Origin of the sequence: Pseudomonas brassicacearum subsp. neoaurantiaca, assembly GCF_013608025.1 — a bacterium.
GTDB lineage: Bacteria > Pseudomonadota > Gammaproteobacteria > Pseudomonadales > Pseudomonadaceae > Aquipseudomonas.
This window is the reverse complement of sequence record NZ_VDLV01000045.1, coordinates 31922-52873: the sequence shown is the minus strand read 5'-3', so window position 1 is coordinate 52873 and position 20952 is coordinate 31922. Positions and strand designations below refer to the sequence as shown.

Here is a 20952-nt window from a genome sequence, read left to right as displayed (position 1 = left end):
GGGCTTTTCCAGAGGACACTGGACATGACTCAGGCAATTGCAGCGCCCCACGTTCACGATTTGATCGGCATCGGCTTCGGCCCTTCGAACCTGGCGCTGGCCATCGCGTTGCAGGAGCGTGGCCCGGTGCAGGGCGAATTGGACGTGCTGTTCCTCGACAAACAGGCTGACTATCGCTGGCACGGCAACACGCTGGTGACCCAGAGCGAGCTGCAGATTTCCTTCCTCAAGGATCTGGTGACGCTGCGAAATCCCACCAGCCCTTACTCGTTCGTCAATTACCTCAAGCACCATGGTCGCCTGGTGGATTTCATCAACCTCGGGACGTTCTACCCGTGCCGCATGGAGTACAACGACTACCTGCGCTGGGTGGCGGCGCAATTTGCCGGGCAGAGCCGCTACGGCGAGGAAGTGCTGCGCATCGAGCCGGTGCTGCATCACCAGCAGGTCGAAGCCTTGCGGGTGATTTCCCGCAACAGCGAAGGCGAAGAATGCGTGCGCATCAGCCGCTCGGTGGTGGTCAGTGCCGGTGGCACGCCGCGTATTCCCGAGGCGTTCAAGACCTTCAAGGATGACGCCCGGGTGTTCCATCACTCGCAATACCTGGAGCGCATGGCAAGCCAACCGTACGTGAGCGGCCGACCCATGAACGTGGCGATCATCGGCGGCGGGCAGAGCGCGGCGGAAGCCTTCATCGACCTCAACGACAGCTTCCCATCGGTGCAGGTCGACATGATCCTGCGCGGCTCGGCCCTCAAACCGGCGGATGACAGCCCGTTCGTCAACGAAGTGTTCTCGCCGGAATTCACCGACCTGGTGTTCCAGCAACCCCACAGCGAGCGCGAGCGCCTGGTCAACGAGTACCACAACACCAACTATTCGGTGGTGGACATCGACCTGATCGAACGCATCTACGGAATTTTCTATCGCCAGAAAGTATCGGGCATCGCCCGTCATGGATTCCGCACCCTGACCACGGTGGAGAAGGCCACGGCGACGAAGGATGGCGTGGACTTGGCGGTACGCAACAACGCCACCGGCGAGTTGTCGGTGCGCCGTTACGACGCGGTGGTGCTCGCCACCGGCTACGAACGCCAGATGCACCGCACGTTGCTGGAGCCGTTGGCGCAGTACCTGGGGGATTTCGAGGTGGACCGCAACTACAAGTTGATCACCGACGAGCGCTGCAAGGCGGCGATCTACATGCAGGGCTTCTGCCAGGCCAGCCACGGCCTGAGCGACACCCTGTTGTCGATCCTGCCGGTGCGCGCCGATGAGATCGCCGGCTCGCTCTATGAGCATGGAAACAATCACGGGCAGGCTCGTCCAGAGCGCGATCTGCGATTGGCAGCGGTGTAGGAGCTGCCGAGCGAAGCGAGGCTGCGATCTTTTCTCAAGCCATTGAGCACAAAGTGAAAGATCAAAGATCGCAGGCTTCGCCAGGTCCTACAGAACAATCGCAAGCCCGCTAGGAAATTCTTCAGAAACTTCCTACACTCACCTCACGGTCCTCCTGGCTATCCAGGAGGGAACGTGGACGGTTCACTGTTCCCTCGCATTGGCAGTTTGAACCGATCAGCCGGTCGCTGATGAAGCGTCCGGGCCGATTTCGCCAAGCGAAACCTGATCGAATGAGACTGTTCCTGCGCATTGGCCTGGCGGCAATATGGCTGGGTTTATCAAGTGTGGCGCCGCCAGTGGGCGCGGCACCCGAGTCGCTGCATGTGCTCGGGCGTTCTGCCGTGAGCGATTATTCGGTGACCCTGGACGAAGCTGACCGGACCTGGCTGCGCGGCAAGGGCACGTTGTGGCTGGGCGCCTCGGCACCGGATTATCCGCCGTTCAGCATCACCGGCAATGGCAACGACTATGAAGGCCTGACGGCTGACTATGCCTACTTGCTCGGTCAGTTGTTGCAGATCGAGATACGGGTGCGGCGTTACGCCTCCCGGGACGCATCGCTCCAGGCCCTGCGTAGCGGGGAAATCGATCTGCTCGGCACCGCCAACGGTTTCGAGGCCAGTGACCCCGCATTGGCGATGTCCCGGGCGTATGCCGATGATGTGCCGACGCTGGTGACCCGTGTCGACAACAGCGAAGAGCTACCGGCGGACCTGGCGGGAAAACGGCTGGCCATGCTTTATCACTACCTGCCACCGGACACGGTCGAAGCTTTTTATCCGGACGCCACGTTGCAGCTGTTCCCCTCGACCTTGAGCGCCATCGGCGCCGTGGCGTTCGGCCAGGCCGACGTTTACCTGGGGGATTCGATCAGCGCCCATTACCTGATCAGCAAGAACTACCTGAACAACGTCCAACTGGCGGATTTTTCCCGCATGGAAGTGCAGCCGTTCGCCTTCGCTGTCAGTCGCGACAACGGGCGCCTGTTGCGCATCGTCAATGCCGCGCTGCAGGCCATTCCGGTCGGCGAACGCATGGGCATCCTGCGGCGTTGGAGCGCCGGTGGGGCGAGCGTGCCGGGCGAGACGCTGCATTTCAGTGTGAATGAACAACGCTGGCTCGATACTCATCCACGTATCAACGTGGCCGTCAGCGAAAACTTCCTGCCGTTGACCTTCTTCGATGAGCAGGGCCAATTGCGCGGCATCGGCGCCGATGTGCTGGCCAGGATCAGCTTGCGCACCGGGCTGAAATTCGACATCCAGCGTGGCGACTCGGCGGACGATCTGATCGCCACTGGCAAGGCGGATGTCCTGGCAACCGCGGTCCCCAGCGCCGAGCTTGAAAGTGAACTGCGCTTCACCCGCCCATACCTGACCAATCCTTTCGTGTTGGTGGTGCCGGCCAAGGCCACGGAGACCCTGACCGTGGATCGGATGGCCGGCAAGCGGCTGGCGCTGGTGCGCGGCAACGTTTTGCGTGAGTACCTGTCCGAGCAGTTCCCCAGCGTGCAATTGGTGCCGGCGCAAAACATGGCCGATGCCATGGCCATGGTCGCCGCGGGCCGTGCGGACGGTGCGATCAATTCGCTGATCAGTGCCCGCTATATGATCTCTCGCCAGTACCGCGACAAATTGCAGGTCACCAGCACCGTGGGCACGGTGCCCGCCCGCGTTGCCCTGGCGACGAGCCGCAACGCAACCGAGCTCTACTCGATCCTGGACAAGGCGCTGCTGAGCATTTCCCCAGAGGAAATGGACGAGCTCACCAACCGCTGGCGCAGCGAAGTGGTGATCGATGACAGTTACTGGCTGCGCAATCGCACCGCCATTGTCCAAGGGTTCGCCATCGCTGCGCTGCTCTTGTTGCTGGTGTTGGGCTGGGTTGTCTACCTGCGACGGCTGTTGGAGCAGTTGCGCGTGGCCAAGGCCAGCGCCGACGACGCCAACCGGGCCAAGACCACATTCCTCGCGACGATGAGCCATGAGATCCGCACGCCGATGAACGCTGTGATCGGCATGTTGGAGCTGGCCCTGAAAAAAGCCGACCAGGGCGTCATGGACAAATCGGCCATCGAAGTGGCTTCCGGTGCCGCCCGTGGCATGCTGGACCTGATCGGTGACATCCTCGACATCGCTCGGATCGAATCCGGCAAGCTGTCCCTGGTGCCGGCGCGCGCCAATTTGCGGGAACTGATCGAGGCCGTGGCGCGGATGTTCGATGGCCTGGCCCGGCAAAAACAGCTGTCCTTGGATCTGGACCTGGATGTGGCCAGCGACGAGGACGTGCTGATCGACCCGCTGCGCTTCAAGCAGATCCTTTCCAACGTGCTGAGCAACGCCATCAAGTTCACCGAGCAAGGCCAGGTGCGCCTGAGCCTGCGAGCTGAACCGGCTGTGGGTAACGAGCGCCTGGCCATCCGCGTGGTGATCGAAGACACCGGCCCGGGTATTTCGGCACAAGACCAGCAACGCCTGTTCAACCCGTTCATCCAGGTCGGCGACCACGCTCAGGGCGCGGGCGGTGGCTCCGGGCTGGGGTTGGTGATCAGCCGCACCTTGTGCGAAATGATGGGGGGTACCCTGGCGTTGAGCAGCGTGCCGGGGCAGGGCACGAAGGTCGAGATCCGGCTGGCGGTGCCGTTGCTGGAGGCGTTGCCCCGAATGCCCCCAACCGAGGTTCCGGCGCCGCCGGGCCAAGTGCTGAAGATCCTGATCGTTGACGACCACCCGGCCAATCGCCTGCTGCTGTGCCAGCAAATGAGGTACCTGGGACACCCGGTGCAGGAGGCGGAACACGGCGTCCAAGGGCTGCGTGCCTGGCGCGACGGGCAGTTCGACGTGGTCATCACCGACTGCAACATGCCATTGATGAGCGGTTATGAAATGTCCCGTGCCATCCGCGAAGAAGAGCGGGCCAGGGCTCTGTCGCCAACGGTAATCCTGGGGTTCACGGCCAATGCCCAGCCCGAGGAAAAGGCTCGCTGCATCGAAGCGGGCATGGATGATTGCCTGTTCAAACCCATCAGCCTGCAGCAGTTGAATGCGCGCCTGGTATTGATCACGTCCCATCGCGACGCGCCGGCACCCGCGAGTGACTTCGATCTGACTATCTTGGAACAGCTGACCGGTGGCGACAGGCTGTTGATACACCCGTTGTTGAAGGAACTGCTCGCCAGCAACGCTATGGACAGGGCGCGATTGCAGGATTTGTCTTCGCGCCATGACGTGTCCGGGTTGGCCGACCTGGCGCATCGGATCAAGGGCGGCGCACGGATTATCCAGGCAGAGCCGCTGGTCGTCGCGTGCGACGCGCTGGAAGACGCTTGTCGCAACGGTATCAATGCGGCGCTCACCGAATCGGTGGAAGCGGTGTGCCGGGTGATGGAGCACCTCACGGAACGGCTGGATTTTTATATGGCTGGAGAGTCCGCTCTTTCCGGGTCAACCGGCGAACCTCTTCAGGCTTCCCTCGATTACCGCCAGACCAAGGCGCCCTGAGCCGCAAATCGGGCGCGGATTTTTCCGTGCCTTATTTGGGAATTGTCCTACAGCGTCCTAAAAAATCTTCCTCTAGCCTGTCGCGACTTAACGTTTCCGACCCGGTTTACACCTGTCGCGTTGCCATTGGGATGCCTGCCATGCCGAACAAAGCACTAAGAATCATAATTGCCGACACGGAGCATTATCATCGGATGAAGCTTGAACGGCTGCTCAACCATCGCGGCTATTTCTGCATCGCGCCGGTGGGTAGCCTGGAGGAATTCCTGACGTTGGTGGAATATGGCAGCAAGCCTTTCGACCTGATCCTGGCCAATGCCGACCTTGCAAGCGGATCACTGGATCTGACCGGATTCTTGCGCGGCAACCTGCAGGTTCGTCATTCCATGATCTATAACGCCCCACAGGCGCTCTTGGAATCGGTGCCCGTCGCGCATCCGTCCTGCTTGCAGATGACCGCTGTCCAGTTGCCCGATTCGGCCGTGCTGGAACGCCTGATGACCCTCATTGACCCCGAAGCCAACGAGTCGGCCCAGCCTTGGCTCTATGCCTGCAGGCGGGGCTTGGGTAGTTGATCGCACCGATAGTCAGCACTGTCAGGTCTGACAGGTGACGCGGCCTATCGCTTGTGTAAAAGTCCGCTGCAGTTTGAGCATAGGGCTTGGTTTGCATTCATCTGGGGAGCTGTCTTGAAGCATGTAATGATCGTGGATGACCACCCTGTCATACGTGGGGCCTTGCGGCTCGTGTGCCAGAACGAAGGGTTTACCGATATCAGTGACGTCAGCGGCGTGATTGAGGCCAGGGCGCAGCTCAAGGAGGTGCGGGCCGACCTGGTGATCCTGGACCTGGTTATGAACGGTTTCGATGGCCTGGACCTGTTGGTCTGGATTCTGATGGAATTTCCCGGGTGTGCTGTGCTGGTGTTCACTTCCCAGGATGCCCAGCATTTCTGCAACCGCTGTATCGCGGCCGGGGCCAGGGGGTTCGTCACCAAGAAAAGCGACCTGAAGGAGTTGACCAAGGCGATTCACGCGTTGAAATCCGGCTACTCCTTTTTCCCCCAGACGTCCCTCAGACTGGACGTTGAACAGCGTGGCGAACAGCAGGCCCTGGAAAGCCTCTCCACCCGTGAGCTGTCCATCCTGCGGATGCTGTCGATGGGCATGCGTGGCAAGGACATCGGCGAGGCATTGTTCATCAGCCAAAAAACGGTCAGCACCTACAAGATCCGCCTGTTGAAAAAGCTCGGTCTCACCTCCCTCGTGGGACTGTCGGAATTTGCCAAGCGCAATCATCTTTAAAGGGTAAAGCGAGCCTGTTGGCTGTTCTGTAAATAGAACGCTATGGCCGATTTTTGTAGTCTGGTGCATCAACGGTACGGGTTTTAAGCTGTGTCCATCGAGTCGCAACACCTGATTTGGAGACACAGTCTTGAAAAACATCATCGGCCTCTATACCAGCCCGCGCGCTCATTGGGTCGGCGACGGCTTTCCGGTCCGCACCTTGTTTTCCTACGACAACCTGGGCAAGCACATCAGTCCTTTCCTGCTGCTGGACCACGCGGCTCCCAGTGAGTTTTCCCCCACTTCAGAGCGACGTGGCGTCGGCCAGCACCCCCATCGCGGTTTCGAGACCGTGACCATCGTCTATCAGGGCGAGCTGGAACATCGTGATTCCACCGGCAGCGGCGGCAAGATCGGCCCAGGCGATGTGCAATGGATGACCGCCGCCTCCGGGATCATCCATGAGGAATTCCATTCCGAAACCTTCGCCCGGCAAGGCGGGTTCATGGAAATGGTCCAGTTGTGGGTCAACCTGCCGGCCAAGGACAAAATGGCCCCGGCCGGCTACCAGACCCTGCTCAAGGGGGACATCCCTAACATCGCCTTGAAGAATGATGCCGGCAGCTTGCGGCTGATCGCCGGACGCTTCGAGGGTCATCAAGGTCCGGCGAAGACCTTCACGCCGATCGATGTCTGGGATATTCGCTTGAATGCCGGCAAGGACCTGACCCTGAATTTGCAAGAGGGCCATAACACGGCGCTGGTGATACTGCGGGGTACGGTCCAGGTCAATGGCCGCGAGCGGGTCGAAGCGGGGCAACTGGCCTTGTTCGATCGGGCCGGCGACCAGGTGAGTCTGCAAGCCGATAACGATGCCGTGGTGTTGCTGCTCAGCGGCGAGCCCATCGACGAGCCGATTGTCGGCCATGGTCCGTTCGTGATGAACAGCGAGCAGGAGATTCAACAGGCGTTTGAAGATTTCCATTCCGGGCGCTTCGGGCAAATGGAAGGCTGACGCGAAACCAATGAACTGATCTTGGAACTCAAATGTGGGAGCGAGCTTGCTCGCGATAGCGGTCTTTCAGTTGATGCAGATGTGACTGGCCTGCCGCTATCGCGAGCAAGCTCGCTCCCACAAGGTTTTATGGGTGATCTCTACAGCGTGTTGATTCTGTGCCAATCTTCACGCCCATGACCCTCCTGGAGCTGTCCCGATGTTCTCCCTGATCACCGACCACCCGCTGCTCAGCGCCCTGGCGTTGCTTGTGCTCGATTTGCTGGCGTGGCGGTTCGTCAGTGCCGAGCGGACCTATTGGAAGATCGGTGGACGGCTGGTGATTTTCATGTTGTTCAGCATGCTGCTGTTCAACGAAGGCCTCAATCCCATGCAGACCGCGCAATGGGTCGATGACGTGCCACGGCATCTGGCGGCGACCGGGTTGCAGATTGCCTGGTGGTTGTTCGCCGCGCGGACCCTGACGGTGATGATCGGCGCGGTCATGATGCAGCGGGTCGGCCATACGGGGCGGTTGTTGCAGGACCTGCTGGGCGCGGTGATCTTCCTGGTCGCGGTCATCGCGGCATTGGCGTATGTGCTCGACCTGCCGGTCAAGGGCGTGCTGGCGACCTCCGGCGCGATGGCAATCATCGTCGGCCTGGCCTTGCAGAGCACCCTCAGCGACGTGTTTTCCGGGATCGTGCTCAACACCACCAAGCCTTACCAGGTCGATGACTGGATCTCCATCGACGGCACCGAAGGCCGGGTCACCGACATCGATTGGCGCGCCACGCGATTGCAGACCTCCCAGGGCAGCATGGCGGTCATCCCCAACTCGCTGGCGGCGAAAGCCAAGATCGTCAACTTCAGCCGACCCAGCGACATGCATGGCTTGTCCATCAGCATCCAGGTCAGCCCACATGCGCGACCGCAAAAGGTGATCGAAGCGCTGGAACGGGCGATGATCGGCTGTCGTGCACTGCTCGCCACCCCGGCGCCCTGCGTCACGCTCAAGAGCGCCAGCAGCGCCGGGGCGGAATATGAAATCAGCGGATTCGTCGCCTCGATGGGACAGAAACGCGAGGTGCGCAATCAACTGTTCGACCTGGCTTTCCGGCATCTGCACGCATCCGGCGTGAGCCTGTTGTCCACCAGCGAAAGCACTGCGGCCCTGGCGGTATCACGGCCGCGGGCGTTGCTGGAAAGCTCGAGCATTTTTTCCACGTTGCGCCCGGAGGAGAAAGACACCTTCAGCCAGAACATGACCCTGCAGACGTTTCGCGCGGGCGAGGTGATTCTGGCGGCCGGGGAGGTCAGCGATCATCTGTTCATCATCGAGTCCGGCGTCGTCAGCGTTAGCCTCCTGCGTAACGGCCAGCCCCTCGAGGGCGGGCGCATGGGGCCGGGAGAAGTGATTGGTGAAGCCGGGATCGTCGCCGAACAAGCGGCGTTGGCAAACTTCAATGCCAAGACCTTCTGCACCCTGTACCGCATTGAGAACAGCTACCTCAAGCCTTGTCTCGAGGCCCGCCGCGACATCGGCGACGCCATGAAAAACCTGTTGGACGTGCGCATCCACCTGGCGCAGAACCTGACCCGCGAACTGCCCAAGCCGGTCGCCAAGAAGCGCTTCCTGCAATGGTTGCGCAGCCGAGCGTAATTCCCCTTCGAAGCACGCTCTTCGCCTCTGTGGCGAGGGAGCTTGCTCCCGCTGGGCTGCGAAGCGGCCCCAAAAATTCTATTAAACCATGCCAACCGGTTTACGACTGCTGCGCAGCCGAGCGGGAGCAAGCTCCCTCGCCACAATAGCTTGCGTCATTTACAGGGTAGGCCGCGGTCTCCATTGGCCACCCGAACTTCCCAACAATTGGCTATTTGTCCGGCGCCAGTGCAGGGCTAACGTAGCGCTACATTCAATTGTTCAGGAGTTCACCATGCAACCGCGTATCGATTTCTTTGCCGCTTCCCCTGATGCCTACAAGGCCATGTTGGGCCTGGAGAACGCGGTCTCTAAACTGGGCCTGGAAAAATCCCTGATCGAGCTGGTCAAGCTGCGTTCTTCGCAAATCAATGGCTGCGCGTTCTGCATCGACATGCACACCGCCGATGCGCGCAAGGACGGCGAGACTGAGCGGCGCCTGTACGCCGTGACCGCCTGGCGCGAGACGCCTTTTTTCACCGGTCGTGAACGCGCCGCGCTGGCCTGGACCGAAGCCCTGACGCGCCTGAGCGAGACCCATGCGCCCGACGCCGACTACGAATTGCTGAGCGAGCACTTCACGCCCAAGGAAATGGTCGACTTGACCGTGGCGATCAATGCCATCAACGGTTGGAACCGCCTGGCGGTGGGCTTCCGGAAAATGCCCGAGGCTTGAGAAATCAGCTAAATACCTGTGGGAGCGAGCTTGCTCGCGATTGCGGTGTGTCAGTCAATGGTGAAATCGACTGACCGACCGCTATCGCGAGCAAGCTCGCTCCCACAGTTTTTTGCTCATCGCCGTTCAATTTTTGCGTAACCGCCAGTCATCCCGCGCCGGGAACTTCGCCCGTTTGATCTTCTTCTACCTACAACAGGCGGCGCCAGCCGTCTTTTGCAAAGGAGTCGATCATGCAAGTTCAAGTTAACAGCAACCATATCGAAGGCAGTGCCCGTCTGCAGGAGTGGGTCGGCAGTACGGTGGTGGACGCGTTGCAGCGTTTCGAAGACCAACTGGCCCGCATCGAAATCCACGTCAGCGACGAAAACGCCCAGAAGGGCGGCGCCGCCGACAAGCGCTGCCAGATCGAGGCGCGCATGCAAGGTCTTGCGCCGATGTCGGTCAGCCACAAGGCCGAGAGCCTTGAACTGGCCGTGGAGGGCGCCGCCGAGAAGATGCTGCATGCGCTCGATCATCAGGTTGGCAAGCTCAACCCCGCCATCGAACCGATGGGACGCGTGACCGCACCCACCGATGAAGCGCCACCCGAGATGGTGGACGCGATGCTGGAGGAAGACTTTCTCGAAAACCAAGAGGCTCGTGGCAAAGAATAAGGAGACGATCATGACCGCTCATCAACCCTTCAGCCGCCAGGTACTGGCCGAGCTCCTGGCGTTCGACGAACAGCCGAGCCTTTCGCTGTACATGCCCACCCATCGCACGTTCCCCGAGCGCAGCCAGGACCCGATTCGCTACAAGAACCTGGTGCGCGAACTGCAGACTCAATTGCAACAGCAGCACCCGGAGCTCGATTGCGCGCCATTGCTCGAGCCCTTCCAGGCGCTCGTGGAGGACCAGGGTTTCTGGAACTCCAATCGTGACGGCATTGCCGTGTTCGGTGCCCGCGACTATTTCAAAGTGATCGCGGTAAATCACCGTCTGCCGGAGTGCGCCGTCGCCAACAGCCACCCGTATCTCAAGCCGTTGTTGCGACTGGTCCAATCCACCGAGCGCTATCAAGCCCTGTGCCTGACCCGCAATGAAGTCTGGCTCTACGAAGGCTCTTCGGAGCAGTTGGAAAAGATCGAGCTGGCCGAACAGGTGCCGCGCAACCAGAACGAGGCGCTCGGTGACGAGCTGACGCCGGGTGACCAGCAGGGCTTCCCCAACGGCTTCAGCCGCAGCGGCGAACGCGGCGATGCGATGATGCATGAGGCCGCCGGCGGCGGTAAGCAGGACGAAATCAACCTGGACCGCGAACGATTTTTCCGCGCCGTGGACAAGGCGATCCTGCAATACCATTCGCAACCTTCAGGCCTGCCGATGATCCTGGTAGCCCTGCCGGAAAACCAGGCAGTGTTCCGCGCCGTCAGCCATAACCAGAACTTGCTGGCGCAGGGCATCGAGGGCGATCCCTCGCGTCTGAGCCTGGAAGAGTTGCGCGTCCACTGCTCGAAACTCATGGCCCACAGCCATGCCGACCGGGTTGTCGACAGCCTCAATCGCTACGGTGTCGCGGTGGGGCAGGGACGGGCGCTGGACAACTTGGCAGGCATTGCCAAGGCTGCCTGGGAAAGCCGCGTGGCGCTGTTGCTGGTGGAGGCGGAGCGCCAGGTTCCCGGCCAGCTCGACCCGGATAAGGGCCGGTTGATCATCGACGAGACGGGCGACGAACAGGCTCCGGATGTGTTGGATGAGCTGATCCTCGCGGTGACCCGGCAAGGCGGCGAAGTCGTCGTGGTGCCGCCCGAGCATGTCATGCCGACCGACACCGGGGCGGCGGCGGTGTGCCGGTTCTGACCTGCCCCTGTGGGAGCGAGCCTGCTCGCGAAATCGGTGTGTCAGTCGACATAATTATTGACGGCCAATCCGCTTTCGCGAGCAGGCTCGCTCCCACATTGTTTTTGTACCAGCCGGTCGGGCGGCGTTTGCTTCTTATTAATAGTAACCATTACTATTCACGCCTCATCCCCAAAGCGCCCCGCGATGATCCCCAAGCTGCCCCGCAGACCCGGCTTTTTCGAGCATTACGAAGAGTTGATCGGCACCTGGACCCGTCGCCTGCGCAATCGCCAGCAGGCCGAGGACCTGGCCCACGACACCTTCGTGCGGGTGCTCGAATCCGATTCGGCCCAGGTGGAGCAGCCACGGGCCTACCTGCACCAGACGGCGCGCAACATTGCGGTAGACGGCTATCGGCGTGAAGATCGACGGGGCGCCCTGGAGGAAGTGGCGTTCGATACCCCATCGCTTGCGAGCGACCCGGAGCACTACATGCACGCGATCCAATTGGCGGACTCCATCGAGCGGGCACTTGCCGAACTGCCGGCCAACTGCCGCACGGTGTTTGTCTGGCAGAAGATCGAGGGCCTGACCCAGGCGGAAATCGCCGAACGCCTGGGGCTGTCAAAAAACATGGTGGAAAAGTATATGATCCGCACCCTGCGCCATCTGCGGGATCGCCTGGACGGGCCAGAACAATGACCCGTCGCCTTCTTCCACCTGAGCCACAGGACCCTTCCATGACGGATAGCCGTGAATGCCCGTGCGGGCAGAGCAGGGTTCGCGACGAGGCGGCGCAATGGTTTGTGCGTTTGCAAAACCCGGGGATGGACGTCGAGGAGCGTCAGCGTTTCGATGCCTGGTTGGCCGAACATCCCAATCATCGCGACGAGATTCAACTGCTTCAAGGCATCTGGAGCGCAACGGATCTGCTGCCCAAGGAGCGTCTGCAAGCGTTGTGCGAGCGACCCGCCGAACGTGCGAAGCGCCGGCCGCTGCTGCGTTTTGCCGTGGCTGCGGGGTTGCTGGCGGTGGCGGTCGGGTTGGGGCTGTTCAGTGGCCTGGACGCTGCGGGCGATTACAGCGGCGAGTTTGCCACCGCGCTGGGTGAGCGTCGGCATGTCGCCTTGCCGGATGGTTCGGCGATCGACCTCAACAGCCGTAGCCGTGTGCGTGTCCAGTTCGCTCATCATCAACGTCGGGTGGAATTGGTCGAGGGCGAGGCGCTGTTCAGCGTTGAGCATGACACGGGGCGTCCGTTCACCGTGGACGCGGGCAGCGGCCAGGTGACGGTCACCGGTACGCGCTTCGATGTGCGCCGTGATGTCGACGGTTCTCGGGTAGCGGTGGAACAGGGCAGCGTCCGGGTCCAGGGTCGCGACATGCCCGTCAACCTCACGGCCGGCCTCGGCACCCGGATCGATGCCCAGGGCAAGGTCGCGTCGCCCTTTGCGATCAATGCCGGTGAAGTCACCGCATGGCGCAACGGCAAACTGATTTTCAACAATGCGCCATTGAGTGAAGTGGCCGAGGAAGTCTCCCGTTATCGCGCCAAGCCCCTGCGGGTCGCCAGCGCATCGGTGGGCAACCTGCGCCTGACCAGCGTGTTTCGTTCGGACAATCCCGAGGCGCTGCTCAAGGCCTTGCCGAACATCCTGCCGGTGGCCGTACGCACGCTGGATGACGGCAGCCAGGAAATAATTTCGAAATAGATTCAGGTTTTTTTCGAGTTCTTCGTCTTCTTGTCCAACTGCAACTGGTTTGCATTAACAGACGCGTATTCTTGCGATTCGACAGGACAAGGTTCGACGTGAAAACTTCCGCCAAAAACAACAAACGCCTCCCCGCACGCTGGCTGCCGCTGGCCCTGAGCCTGGCGGTCAGCGCCGGGTTGCCCCAGGCCTTTGCCGACCAGGCCGTCACGACCGTCCATATCCAGGCGCAACCCTTGGGCCAGGCGCTGAGCCAGTTGGGCCAGCAGACCTCGTTGCAAGTGTTTTTCAGCCCGGAACTGGTGGCCGGCAAGCAAGCCCCGGCGGTGGAAGGCAGCTTGTCCGCGGAGGCGGCGCTCAGCCAATTGTTGCGGGGCAGCGGCCTGCAATACCAGATCGACGAAGGTTCGGTGACCATTCTGCCGGCACCCACGGCGGGCCCGCTGGAACTGGGCACCACCGACATCCAGGTGGTTGGCGACTGGCTCGGCGATGCCAATGCCGAAGTGGTGCAAAACCACGCCGGCGCGCGGACGGTGATCCGCCGCGAAGCGATGGTCGAGCAGGGCGCCATGAACGTCGGCGATGTGCTGCGTCGCGTGCCCGGTGTGCAAGTGCAGGACGCCAACGGCACGGGTGGCAGTGATATCTCCTTGAACGTCGGTGTGCGCGGCCTCACTTCACGCCTGTCGCCACGCTCCACGGTGCTGATCGACGGCGTACCGGCGGCGTTCGCGCCCTACGGCCAACCGCAATTGTCCATGGCGCCGATTTCATCTGGCAATCTGGACAGCATCGACGTGGTGCGCGGCGCCGGGTCGGTGCGCTATGGACCGCAGAACGTCGGCGGGGTGATCAACTTCGTGACCCGCGCCATTCCGGAAAAAGCCACCGGGGAAATCGGCAGCACCCTGGAGACTTCCCAGCGCGGCGGCTGGAAGCACATCGACACGGCGTTCCTCGGCGGCACCGCTGACAACGGCCTGGGCGTGGCGCTGTTGTACTCCGGCGTCAACGGCAACGGTTATCGCAAAAGCAATAACGACAACGACATCGACGACGTGATTCTCAAGACCCATTGGGCACCGACCGATGTCGATGACTTCTCGTTGAATTTCCATTATTACGACGCCAAGGCCGACATGCCCGGCGGTCTGAACCAGGCCCAGTACGACGCGGATCCGTACCAGTCCGACCGCGACTGGGACAACTTCAGCGGCCGGCGCAAGGACGTGTCCTTCAAGTGGATTCGCGAGATCAGCGATCGCACCCAGGCCGAGGTGCTGACCTACTACTCCGACAGCTACCGTGGCAGCACCATTGCTTCCCGGGACCAGCGCAACCTGGTGTCCTACCCGCGCACGTATTACACCTTCGGCATCGAACCTCGAGTTTCCCATGTGTTTGATTTCGGGCCGACCACCCAGGAAGCCAGCGTCGGTTATCGTTACCTCAAGGAAGGCATGCACGAGGAAGCCAGTCGCCTGGCGCTGCGCAACAATGAACCGGTGGTGCGTCCGGGGGCCGACGGCCACGTCTACCAGGACCGGACTGGTGGCACCGAAGCCCATGCGGTCTACATCGATGACAAGATCGACGTGGGTAAGTGGACTATCACTCCGGGCATCCGCTTCGAAAGCATCAGCACCGAATGGCACGACCGCCCGGTGCTCGACACCGCTGGCAATCCCGTGCTGGAAAAGCGCCGCAGCATCGACAGCAACGAACCGCTGCCAGCCCTGAGCGTGATGTATCACGTGTCCGATGCCTGGAAGCTGTTCGCCAACTACGAAACCTCGTTTGGCAGTTTGCAGTATTTCCAATTAGGTCAGGGTGGAGATGGCAACAACACCGCCAATGGCCTGAGCCCGGAAAAGGCCAAGACCTACGAGATCGGTACGCGCTACAACGATGACGTGTGGGGCGGTGAAGTGACGCTGTTCTACATCGATTTCGACGACGAGTTGCAGTACATCAGCAACGATGTCGGCTGGACCAACATGGGCGCCACCAAGCACCAGGGCCTTGAAGCCTCGGTGCATTACGACATGGCCGCGCTCGATCCACGCCTCGACGGCCTGACCGCCAGCGCCGGCTTCACCTACACCCGCGCGACTTATGAAGGCCAGATCCCGAGCTTCAAGGGCCGCGACCTGCCGTTCTACTCCCGCCAGGTGGCCACCGTTGGCCTGCGCTACGACGTCAATCGCTGGACCTATAACCTCGACGGCTTCGCCCAGTCCAAGCAGCGTTCACCGGGCAACAGTGTCAATCCCGACGGGAGCTTCAGCGACCACTACATCACCGACGGCAGCGCCGATGGCCAATACGGCAACATGCCCGGCTACATGCTCTGGAACGCACGGGCCGGTTATGACTTCGGCGAGCAGCTGTCGAACCTGAAAGTCGGCGCCGGGGTCAAGAACCTGTTCGACCATCAGTACTACACCCGTTCCAGCGACAACAACTCGGGTATCTACGTCGGCGCGCCGCGGACGTTCTTTGTGCAGGCGAGCGTGGGGTTTTGATCGAGCCCCAAGATTGAGCGGGACCCTGTGGCGAGGGAGCTTGCTCCCGCTGGGCCGCGAAGCGGCCCCAAAACCTGCTGAATGCGGAGCTTCAGGCACACGTATCCACCGGATTACGACTGCTTCGCAGCCGAGCGGGAGCAAGCTCCCTCGCCACGGGGAAATCTGCAAGGCTTCAGACTTTCAGCACCTTCCCACTGGCCGCCACCGCCACCAGCGACAGCGCAATCAACCCGAACGCAATCCCCAGACTGCTGCCATGGGCAACAAACCCGATCAATGCCGGCCCCGCGAGAATGCCGGCGTAACCGATGGTGGTGATGGCCGGCACGGCGATGGCTTCGGGCATCAGTGTCTGTTTGCCGACGGCGGTGTACAGCACCGGCACGATGTTCGAACACCCGGCGCCGACCAACGCGTAGCCCAGCAGCGCGGCTTGCCACATCGGCGCGACGGTGGCCATCAGGAAGCCCGCCGCCGCAATCGATCCGCCGTAGATGATCACGCGCTTGGCGCCCAGGCGATGCACCACCGAATCGCCGGTCAGTCGGCCGACGGTCATGGTCAGCGCAAACGCGGCATAACCCAACCCGGCATAGGCGGTATCTACCGCGCGTTCAGTGGTCAGGAACACCGCGCTCCAGTCCAGCACCGCGCCTTCGGCCAGGAATACGATGAAGCACAGGATGCCAATAAACAGCACCACGCCGTGGGGAATGGCAAACGCCGGGCCTGAGCTTTCACTGCCATAGGGCAGCAGGTGCGGCGCCGCCTTGAACAGCGCCACCAACAGCACGGCGTTGACCACCAGCGTCGCCGCCAGCGGCGAAAGCCCCAGCCCGAGCAGCGCACTGACGCCGGCCGCGCCGATGATCCCGCCGAGGCTGAACATGCCGTGGAACCCCGACATCATCGTCTTGCCACTGGCGCGCTCGACGATGACCGCTTGCAGGTTCACGGTAGAGTCCACGGTGCCGAGCCCGGCGCCAAACAGGAACAACGCCGCGACCAGCCATGGCAGGGAACTCATCGTCGCCAGCAGCGGCAGCGCCAGGCAGACCAGCAACGTGCCGCCACTGAGCACCCGGCGGCAGCCGAACCGTGCCGCCAGCGCGCCGGAAATCGGCATCGCCAGGATCGATCCGACCCCAAGGCACAGCAGCAGCAACCCGAGGGCGCCTTCGTCCAGGTTCGCTCGCACCTTGGCGTAGGGCACCAGCGGTGCCCAGGCGGCGATGCCGATCCCGGCGATGAGATAAGCGATGCGGGTGGACATCTGCTCCAGGCGTCCGGGAGCAAAAGTTGGTGGAGGAGTGATGGCGGTCATGAAACGTCCTTGGCTTTCGTGCGGTACGGTGTTGCGAGCGGGGGCCTATGCTTGCATATCCACTGACCTCGCCGCGACCTCAAGGTGCCGACGCGAATGCCTGGGAAGCCGGCAAGCTTTGCCCGGCAGCGTTCGCCGGCATACAGTAGCGGCCCTTGCTGGCCGATCCGGGTTGGGTCCATGACACAGTTTTACGATGCACGCGGCAATATCTATGGCGTTGTTTCGCCACTGCAAGTCCGTGCCCAGGGGATCGACCTGCCATTGTCTGCCGCCCAGGCCGCGCAAACCCGCGAGGCCTGGAGCTGCGCCGCGGTGCAGGCTTTTTGTGCATGGGCGCCGGGCGAAGCCCCGCCGGATGCCAAGGCCCATCGCAGTGATGGTCTGCTGATCGGGCCCTTCCAGGACGAACCACCGTTTGATCTGTTGATCGTCAATACCGACGGGACGCTGGCCGAGCGCAGCGGCAATGGCCTGACGATTTTTTCCGTGGCGCTGCAGGAGCGAGGTTTGCTGGTGGGCGACGGTGAATGTCTGCTGCAGGTTCATCATGACAAACCTGAAAGCGTCTCACCGATGCAGACGTTGGTTCGCGCTGCTGAATTCGAAGGCGTCCAGGGTTTTTGGCTGGACTTGGGCAAGCCGCTGTTCGGACCCCGGGCCGTGGATGCCCAAGGTATTGAAAGCGTGATGTTCAATCAGTGCGAAGTGAGCCGTGTGCCGGCGCTTCAGGCGTTGAGTACGGCATGGGGCAACAGCCAGTTCGTGCGCATTGGCAATCCTCATTGCGTGACGTTGGTCGATGATGTGGCGGCGTTGCCGAGTCTTGCGCAGATGCGCGCGTCGGCGCTGTCGCAGCCCCTGACCGAGATTGCCTATGCCGCGCCCGGTGGGTCGGGGAATCCTTGTCTGGCGGGGGTCAATCTGCAATGGGCGTGCCTCGAAGCCGAAGGACGAATCGCTGCCCGGGTGTTCGAGCGAGGCGAAGGCCCTACCGCGTCGTCCGGCACCAGCGCCAGCGCCGTGGCCAGTGCCGCGTGGCGGGTGGGTTGGGTGAAGGCCGGGGTGGTCAGGGTCGTGATGCCTGGCGGGACTGCACCGATTTTGCTGGAGGAAGAGCCGGGTGAGCTGGTGCGGGTGAGGTTGTTTGGTGCGGCGCGGCCAATGACGCCATCGCGAGCAAGCTCGCTCCCACAGTAGATATTCGTCGTGCGCAAAATCAGCGTACGACTGAGGTCCCCTGTGGGAGCGAGCTTGCTCGCGATAGCGCCCGGTCGCTCACATCGCTGTCAACTGACAGACCGCTATCGCGAGCAAGCTCGCTCCTACAGGTATTGGTGATTTCAGCCCAGCTGCGGCCCGAACTCCACCACCGGCATCTGCCGCTTCATCAGCACTTCACCGTTGCGAATCGAATAGAGCGGCAGGCCTTGGCTGCGGATCACTTCGTAGTCGCTGTCGGCCGAGAGGACCAGCAGGTTCGCCGGTCGGCCAGGCTCCAGCCCGTAGCGCTCGCCCAGGGCCATGGCCTTGGCGCTGTTGTCGGTGACCAGGTCCAGGGCGCTTTGCAGGTTGCGGTAGCCGAGCATGTGGCAGATATGCAGCCCGGCTTCGAGCACTCGCAAGATGTTGCCGTTGCCTAGCGGATACCACGGATCGACGATGGAATCCTGGCCGAAGCACACGTTCATCCCGGCTTCGAGCAGTTCATTGACCCGGGTGACACCGCGGCGCTTGGGAAAATTATCGAAGCGTCCCTGCAGGTGAATGCTTTCGGTCGGGCATGACACGAAGCTGATGCCCGAATGCCCGAGCAGGCGGAACAGTTTGGCGCAGTAGGCATTGTCGTAGGAGCCCATGGCCGTGGTGTGGCTGGCGGTGACGCGGGCGCCCATGTCGCGGCTGCGGGCTTCTTCGGCGAGCACTTCGAGAAAACGCGAGTGTGGATCGTCGGTTTCGTCGCAATGCACGTCCACCAGGCAGCCGGTGCGCTCGGCCAGGTCCATGAGGAATTTCACCGAGCTGACGCCCTGGTCGCGGGTGTATTCGAAGTGGGGAATGCCGCCTACCACATCAGCGCCCATGCGGATCGCTTCTTCCATCAGCTCGCGGCCGTTGCGGTAGGACTCGATGCCTTCCTGGGGAAACGCGACGATCTGCATGTCCACCAGATGACGGCTCTCCTCGCGCACTTCGAGCATTGCCTTGAGGGCGGTGAGCGCAGGATCGGTCACGTCGACGTGGGTGCGCACATGCTGGATGCCATGTGCGGCTAGGGCCTGGAGGGTTTTGCGGGCGCGGGTCTTGGTGTCCTCTTCCGTGATCGTGGCCTTGCGTTCGCCCCAGCACTCGATGCCTTCGAACAGCGTGCCGCTCATGTTCCAGCGCGGTTCGCCGGCAGTGAGGGTCGCGTCCAGGTGAATGTGCGGCTCGACAAAGGGCGGCACCACCAGGTTGCCACCGGCGTCGATGTCTTCGGGCCCCAGGCTGGGGGCCTCGGTCTGGCGGGCGATGCTGGCGATCAGACCGTTTTCCAGGTGCAGTTCATGCAAGCCTTCACGGTTGCGCAGGCGGGCGTTGATGATATGCATCGGGTGAGTCCTTTATAGGTCTTGTAGAGGGGCGTCTGCGGTGCGAGTGCCGGTTACGCCGATCAATAGCACATACGTTAGCGCGCCAGCGGCGATTCCTACCAGTGGTGCGATCCATGGTGCGTTGAAAGCGGCTACGGTGCCCACGCCATAGGCGCACAGCCCGGGCCAGTTGAACGCCGGCAGCTGCGTCTCTGCCAGGCGCGGATAACGACCGCGCCAGCGGAAAAAGAAATCGGCCATGATCACGCCGCCAATGGGCGGGATAACCGTGCCGAGCAGGATCAGATAAGGCACCAGCATGTCGTACATGCCCAGCAGCGCCAGCAGCGTGCCGATCACCGCGCCGGCCAGGGTGACGGCCTTGCGCCGACGGGTGCGCAGCAGGTTGCAACCGGCCACGGCAAAGTTGTAGATGGTGTTGTCCTGGGTGCTCCAGATGTTCAACAGCAACATCGCCATCGCGGCCATGGCAAAGCCCTGCAACAGCAGCACTTCGACCACATCAGGCTGTTGGTAGACGATGGCCCCGTAGGCGCCGATCAGCACCATCAAGCCATTGCCCAGGAAAAAGCCGATCAGGCTCGCCAGCACGGCGACCTTCGCTGAACGGGAAAACCGGGTCCAATTGGTCGCCTGGGTGGCGCCGCTGACAAACGTGCCGAAGACCAGCGTGATCGCCGTCGACCAATCCAGGTTGCCCGTGGGCACCACTGCCAACAGGCCATCGAGGCCGCCGACTTTTTGCGTCGCGACCCACATCGAGAGCATCAGCAATAACAGCATGGCCGGTACGGCGATGTACGACAGGATCTCCAGCCCGCGATAGCCGATATACGCCGTGGCGCAGAACCCCAGCCCGAACAGCACCATCAGCCCCAGCACAGTCCCCTGGCCCAGCTCGAAATACTTGCCCAGCACCACCGCCGCGGTGGCCGTGCCCCAGGCGTACCAGCCGATCTGGGTAAAGCCGAGGATCAAGTCACTGAGCTTGCTGCCCACCTCGCCAAAACAGAAGCGGCCCATCAGCACCGAATTGAGCCCGCTCTTGAACGCGATATAACCGAGGCCTGCGGCATAAAGGCCCAGCAGCAGATTACCGATGACGATGACCGTGAGCATCTCGGCAAAACCGAACGCCACGCCCAGCTTGCCGCCGGCAAACATAGTGGCGGTGAAAAACGTGAAGCCCAGCAGCACCATGGCCGTGGAGGCCAGGCCCTTGCGAGCGTTCATCGGGACTTCGCTCAAGGGATAGTCGTTGCCCGGATCGTTCTGAGTCATTGTGGCGGTCCTTGCGTAGGAGAGGGAAAGTCGCAAGCGTGCAGCGGCCGTGCCAAGCGGGTGATCGCCGGTTATTTATAGTCAATCTGTTGGGTTGGGTGAGCTGCGAGGAGCAAAAGCGGTGCGG

At 61.9% G+C, this 20952-nt stretch carries 16 protein-coding genes; 13 read left to right on the top strand and 3 right to left on the bottom strand.

Annotated features, from left to right (window positions below; translation table 11 throughout):
- Nucleotides 1-24 precede the first annotated feature (24 nt).
- The 12 genes from FHK92_RS22060 (at nt 25) to FHK92_RS22005 (ending at nt 15623) form a co-directional block, all read left to right on the top strand.
- Nucleotides 25-1359, top strand: a complete 1335-nt coding sequence (locus tag FHK92_RS22060; protein WP_181289981.1) for a lysine N(6)-hydroxylase/L-ornithine N(5)-oxygenase family protein — start codon at nt 25-27, stop codon at nt 1357-1359.
- 272 nt (nt 1360-1631) lie between these two features.
- Nucleotides 1632-4901 carry a transporter substrate-binding domain-containing protein gene (locus FHK92_RS22055; protein ID WP_181289980.1) on the top strand — a complete coding sequence of 1090 codons (3270 nt, stop codon included), beginning with the start codon at nt 1632-1634 and terminating at the stop codon, nt 4899-4901.
- A gap of 194 nt (nt 4902-5095) precedes the next feature.
- A complete protein-coding gene (locus FHK92_RS22050; protein ID WP_375154622.1) occupies nt 5096-5476 on the top strand; it encodes a response regulator in 381 nt (126 codons plus the stop codon).
- A 114-nt stretch (nt 5477-5590) separates the two neighbouring features.
- Nucleotides 5591-6205: a response regulator transcription factor gene (locus FHK92_RS22045; protein WP_181289978.1), complete on the top strand. Its 615-nt coding sequence runs from the start codon at nt 5591-5593 to the stop codon at nt 6203-6205.
- Between the two features lie 130 nt (nt 6206-6335).
- A complete protein-coding gene (locus FHK92_RS22040; RefSeq protein WP_181289977.1) occupies nt 6336-7202 on the top strand; it encodes a pirin family protein in 867 nt (288 codons plus the stop codon).
- A gap of 199 nt (nt 7203-7401) precedes the next feature.
- Nucleotides 7402-8844 (top strand): mechanosensitive ion channel family protein, encoded by a 1443-nt coding sequence (locus FHK92_RS22035; RefSeq protein WP_181289976.1) that lies wholly within the window; start codon nt 7402-7404, stop codon nt 8842-8844.
- A 274-nt stretch (nt 8845-9118) separates the two neighbouring features.
- Complete coding sequence (locus tag FHK92_RS22030; RefSeq protein ID WP_181289975.1) at nt 9119-9559, top strand: carboxymuconolactone decarboxylase family protein; 441 nt, start codon at nt 9119-9121, stop codon at nt 9557-9559.
- A 233-nt stretch (nt 9560-9792) separates the two neighbouring features.
- Entirely contained in the window at nt 9793-10215 is a 423-nt protein-coding gene (locus FHK92_RS22025; RefSeq protein WP_181289974.1) for an HPF/RaiA family ribosome-associated protein, read from the top strand.
- Nucleotides 10216-10225: 10 nt separating this feature from the next.
- Nucleotides 10226-11401, top strand: coding sequence for a baeRF3 domain-containing protein (locus FHK92_RS22020; RefSeq protein WP_181289973.1), 1176 nt, complete (start codon nt 10226-10228; stop codon nt 11399-11401).
- 186 nt (nt 11402-11587) lie between these two features.
- Nucleotides 11588-12085: a sigma-70 family RNA polymerase sigma factor gene (locus FHK92_RS22015; protein WP_181289972.1), complete on the top strand. Its 498-nt coding sequence runs from the start codon at nt 11588-11590 to the stop codon at nt 12083-12085.
- Between the two features lie 38 nt (nt 12086-12123).
- The gene (locus FHK92_RS22010) at nt 12124-13095 is read left to right on the top strand and encodes a FecR family protein (protein ID WP_181289971.1); all 972 of its coding nucleotides are present in this window, start codon (nt 12124-12126) and stop codon (nt 13093-13095) included.
- Between the two features lie 98 nt (nt 13096-13193).
- Entirely contained in the window at nt 13194-15623 is a 2430-nt protein-coding gene (locus tag FHK92_RS22005; protein WP_181289970.1) for a TonB-dependent siderophore receptor, read from the top strand.
- Between the two features lie 175 nt (nt 15624-15798).
- On the opposite strand, the gene FHK92_RS22000 is transcribed toward FHK92_RS22005, so the two are convergent.
- Nucleotides 15799-16950 (bottom strand): MFS transporter, encoded by a 1152-nt coding sequence (locus FHK92_RS22000; protein ID WP_181289969.1) that lies wholly within the window; start codon nt 16948-16950, stop codon nt 15799-15801.
- Between the two features lie 180 nt (nt 16951-17130).
- On the opposite strand from FHK92_RS22000, the gene FHK92_RS21995 reads away from it, so the two are divergent.
- A complete protein-coding gene (locus FHK92_RS21995) occupies nt 17131-18150 on the top strand; it encodes a diaminopimelate epimerase (RefSeq protein ID WP_181289968.1) in 1020 nt (339 codons plus the stop codon).
- Nucleotides 18151-18293: 143 nt separating this feature from the next.
- Here the strand turns inward: FHK92_RS21995 and codA are convergent, their stop codons facing one another.
- Both codA and codB read right to left on the bottom strand, forming a co-directional pair.
- Nucleotides 18294-19541, bottom strand: a complete 1248-nt coding sequence (gene codA / locus FHK92_RS21990) for a cytosine deaminase (protein ID WP_181289967.1) — start codon at nt 19539-19541, stop codon at nt 18294-18296.
- A 12-nt stretch (nt 19542-19553) separates the two neighbouring features.
- Nucleotides 19554-20825 (bottom strand): cytosine permease, encoded by a 1272-nt coding sequence (gene codB, locus FHK92_RS21985; RefSeq protein ID WP_181289966.1) that lies wholly within the window; start codon nt 20823-20825, stop codon nt 19554-19556.
- Between the last annotated feature and the right edge of the window lie 127 nt (nt 20826-20952).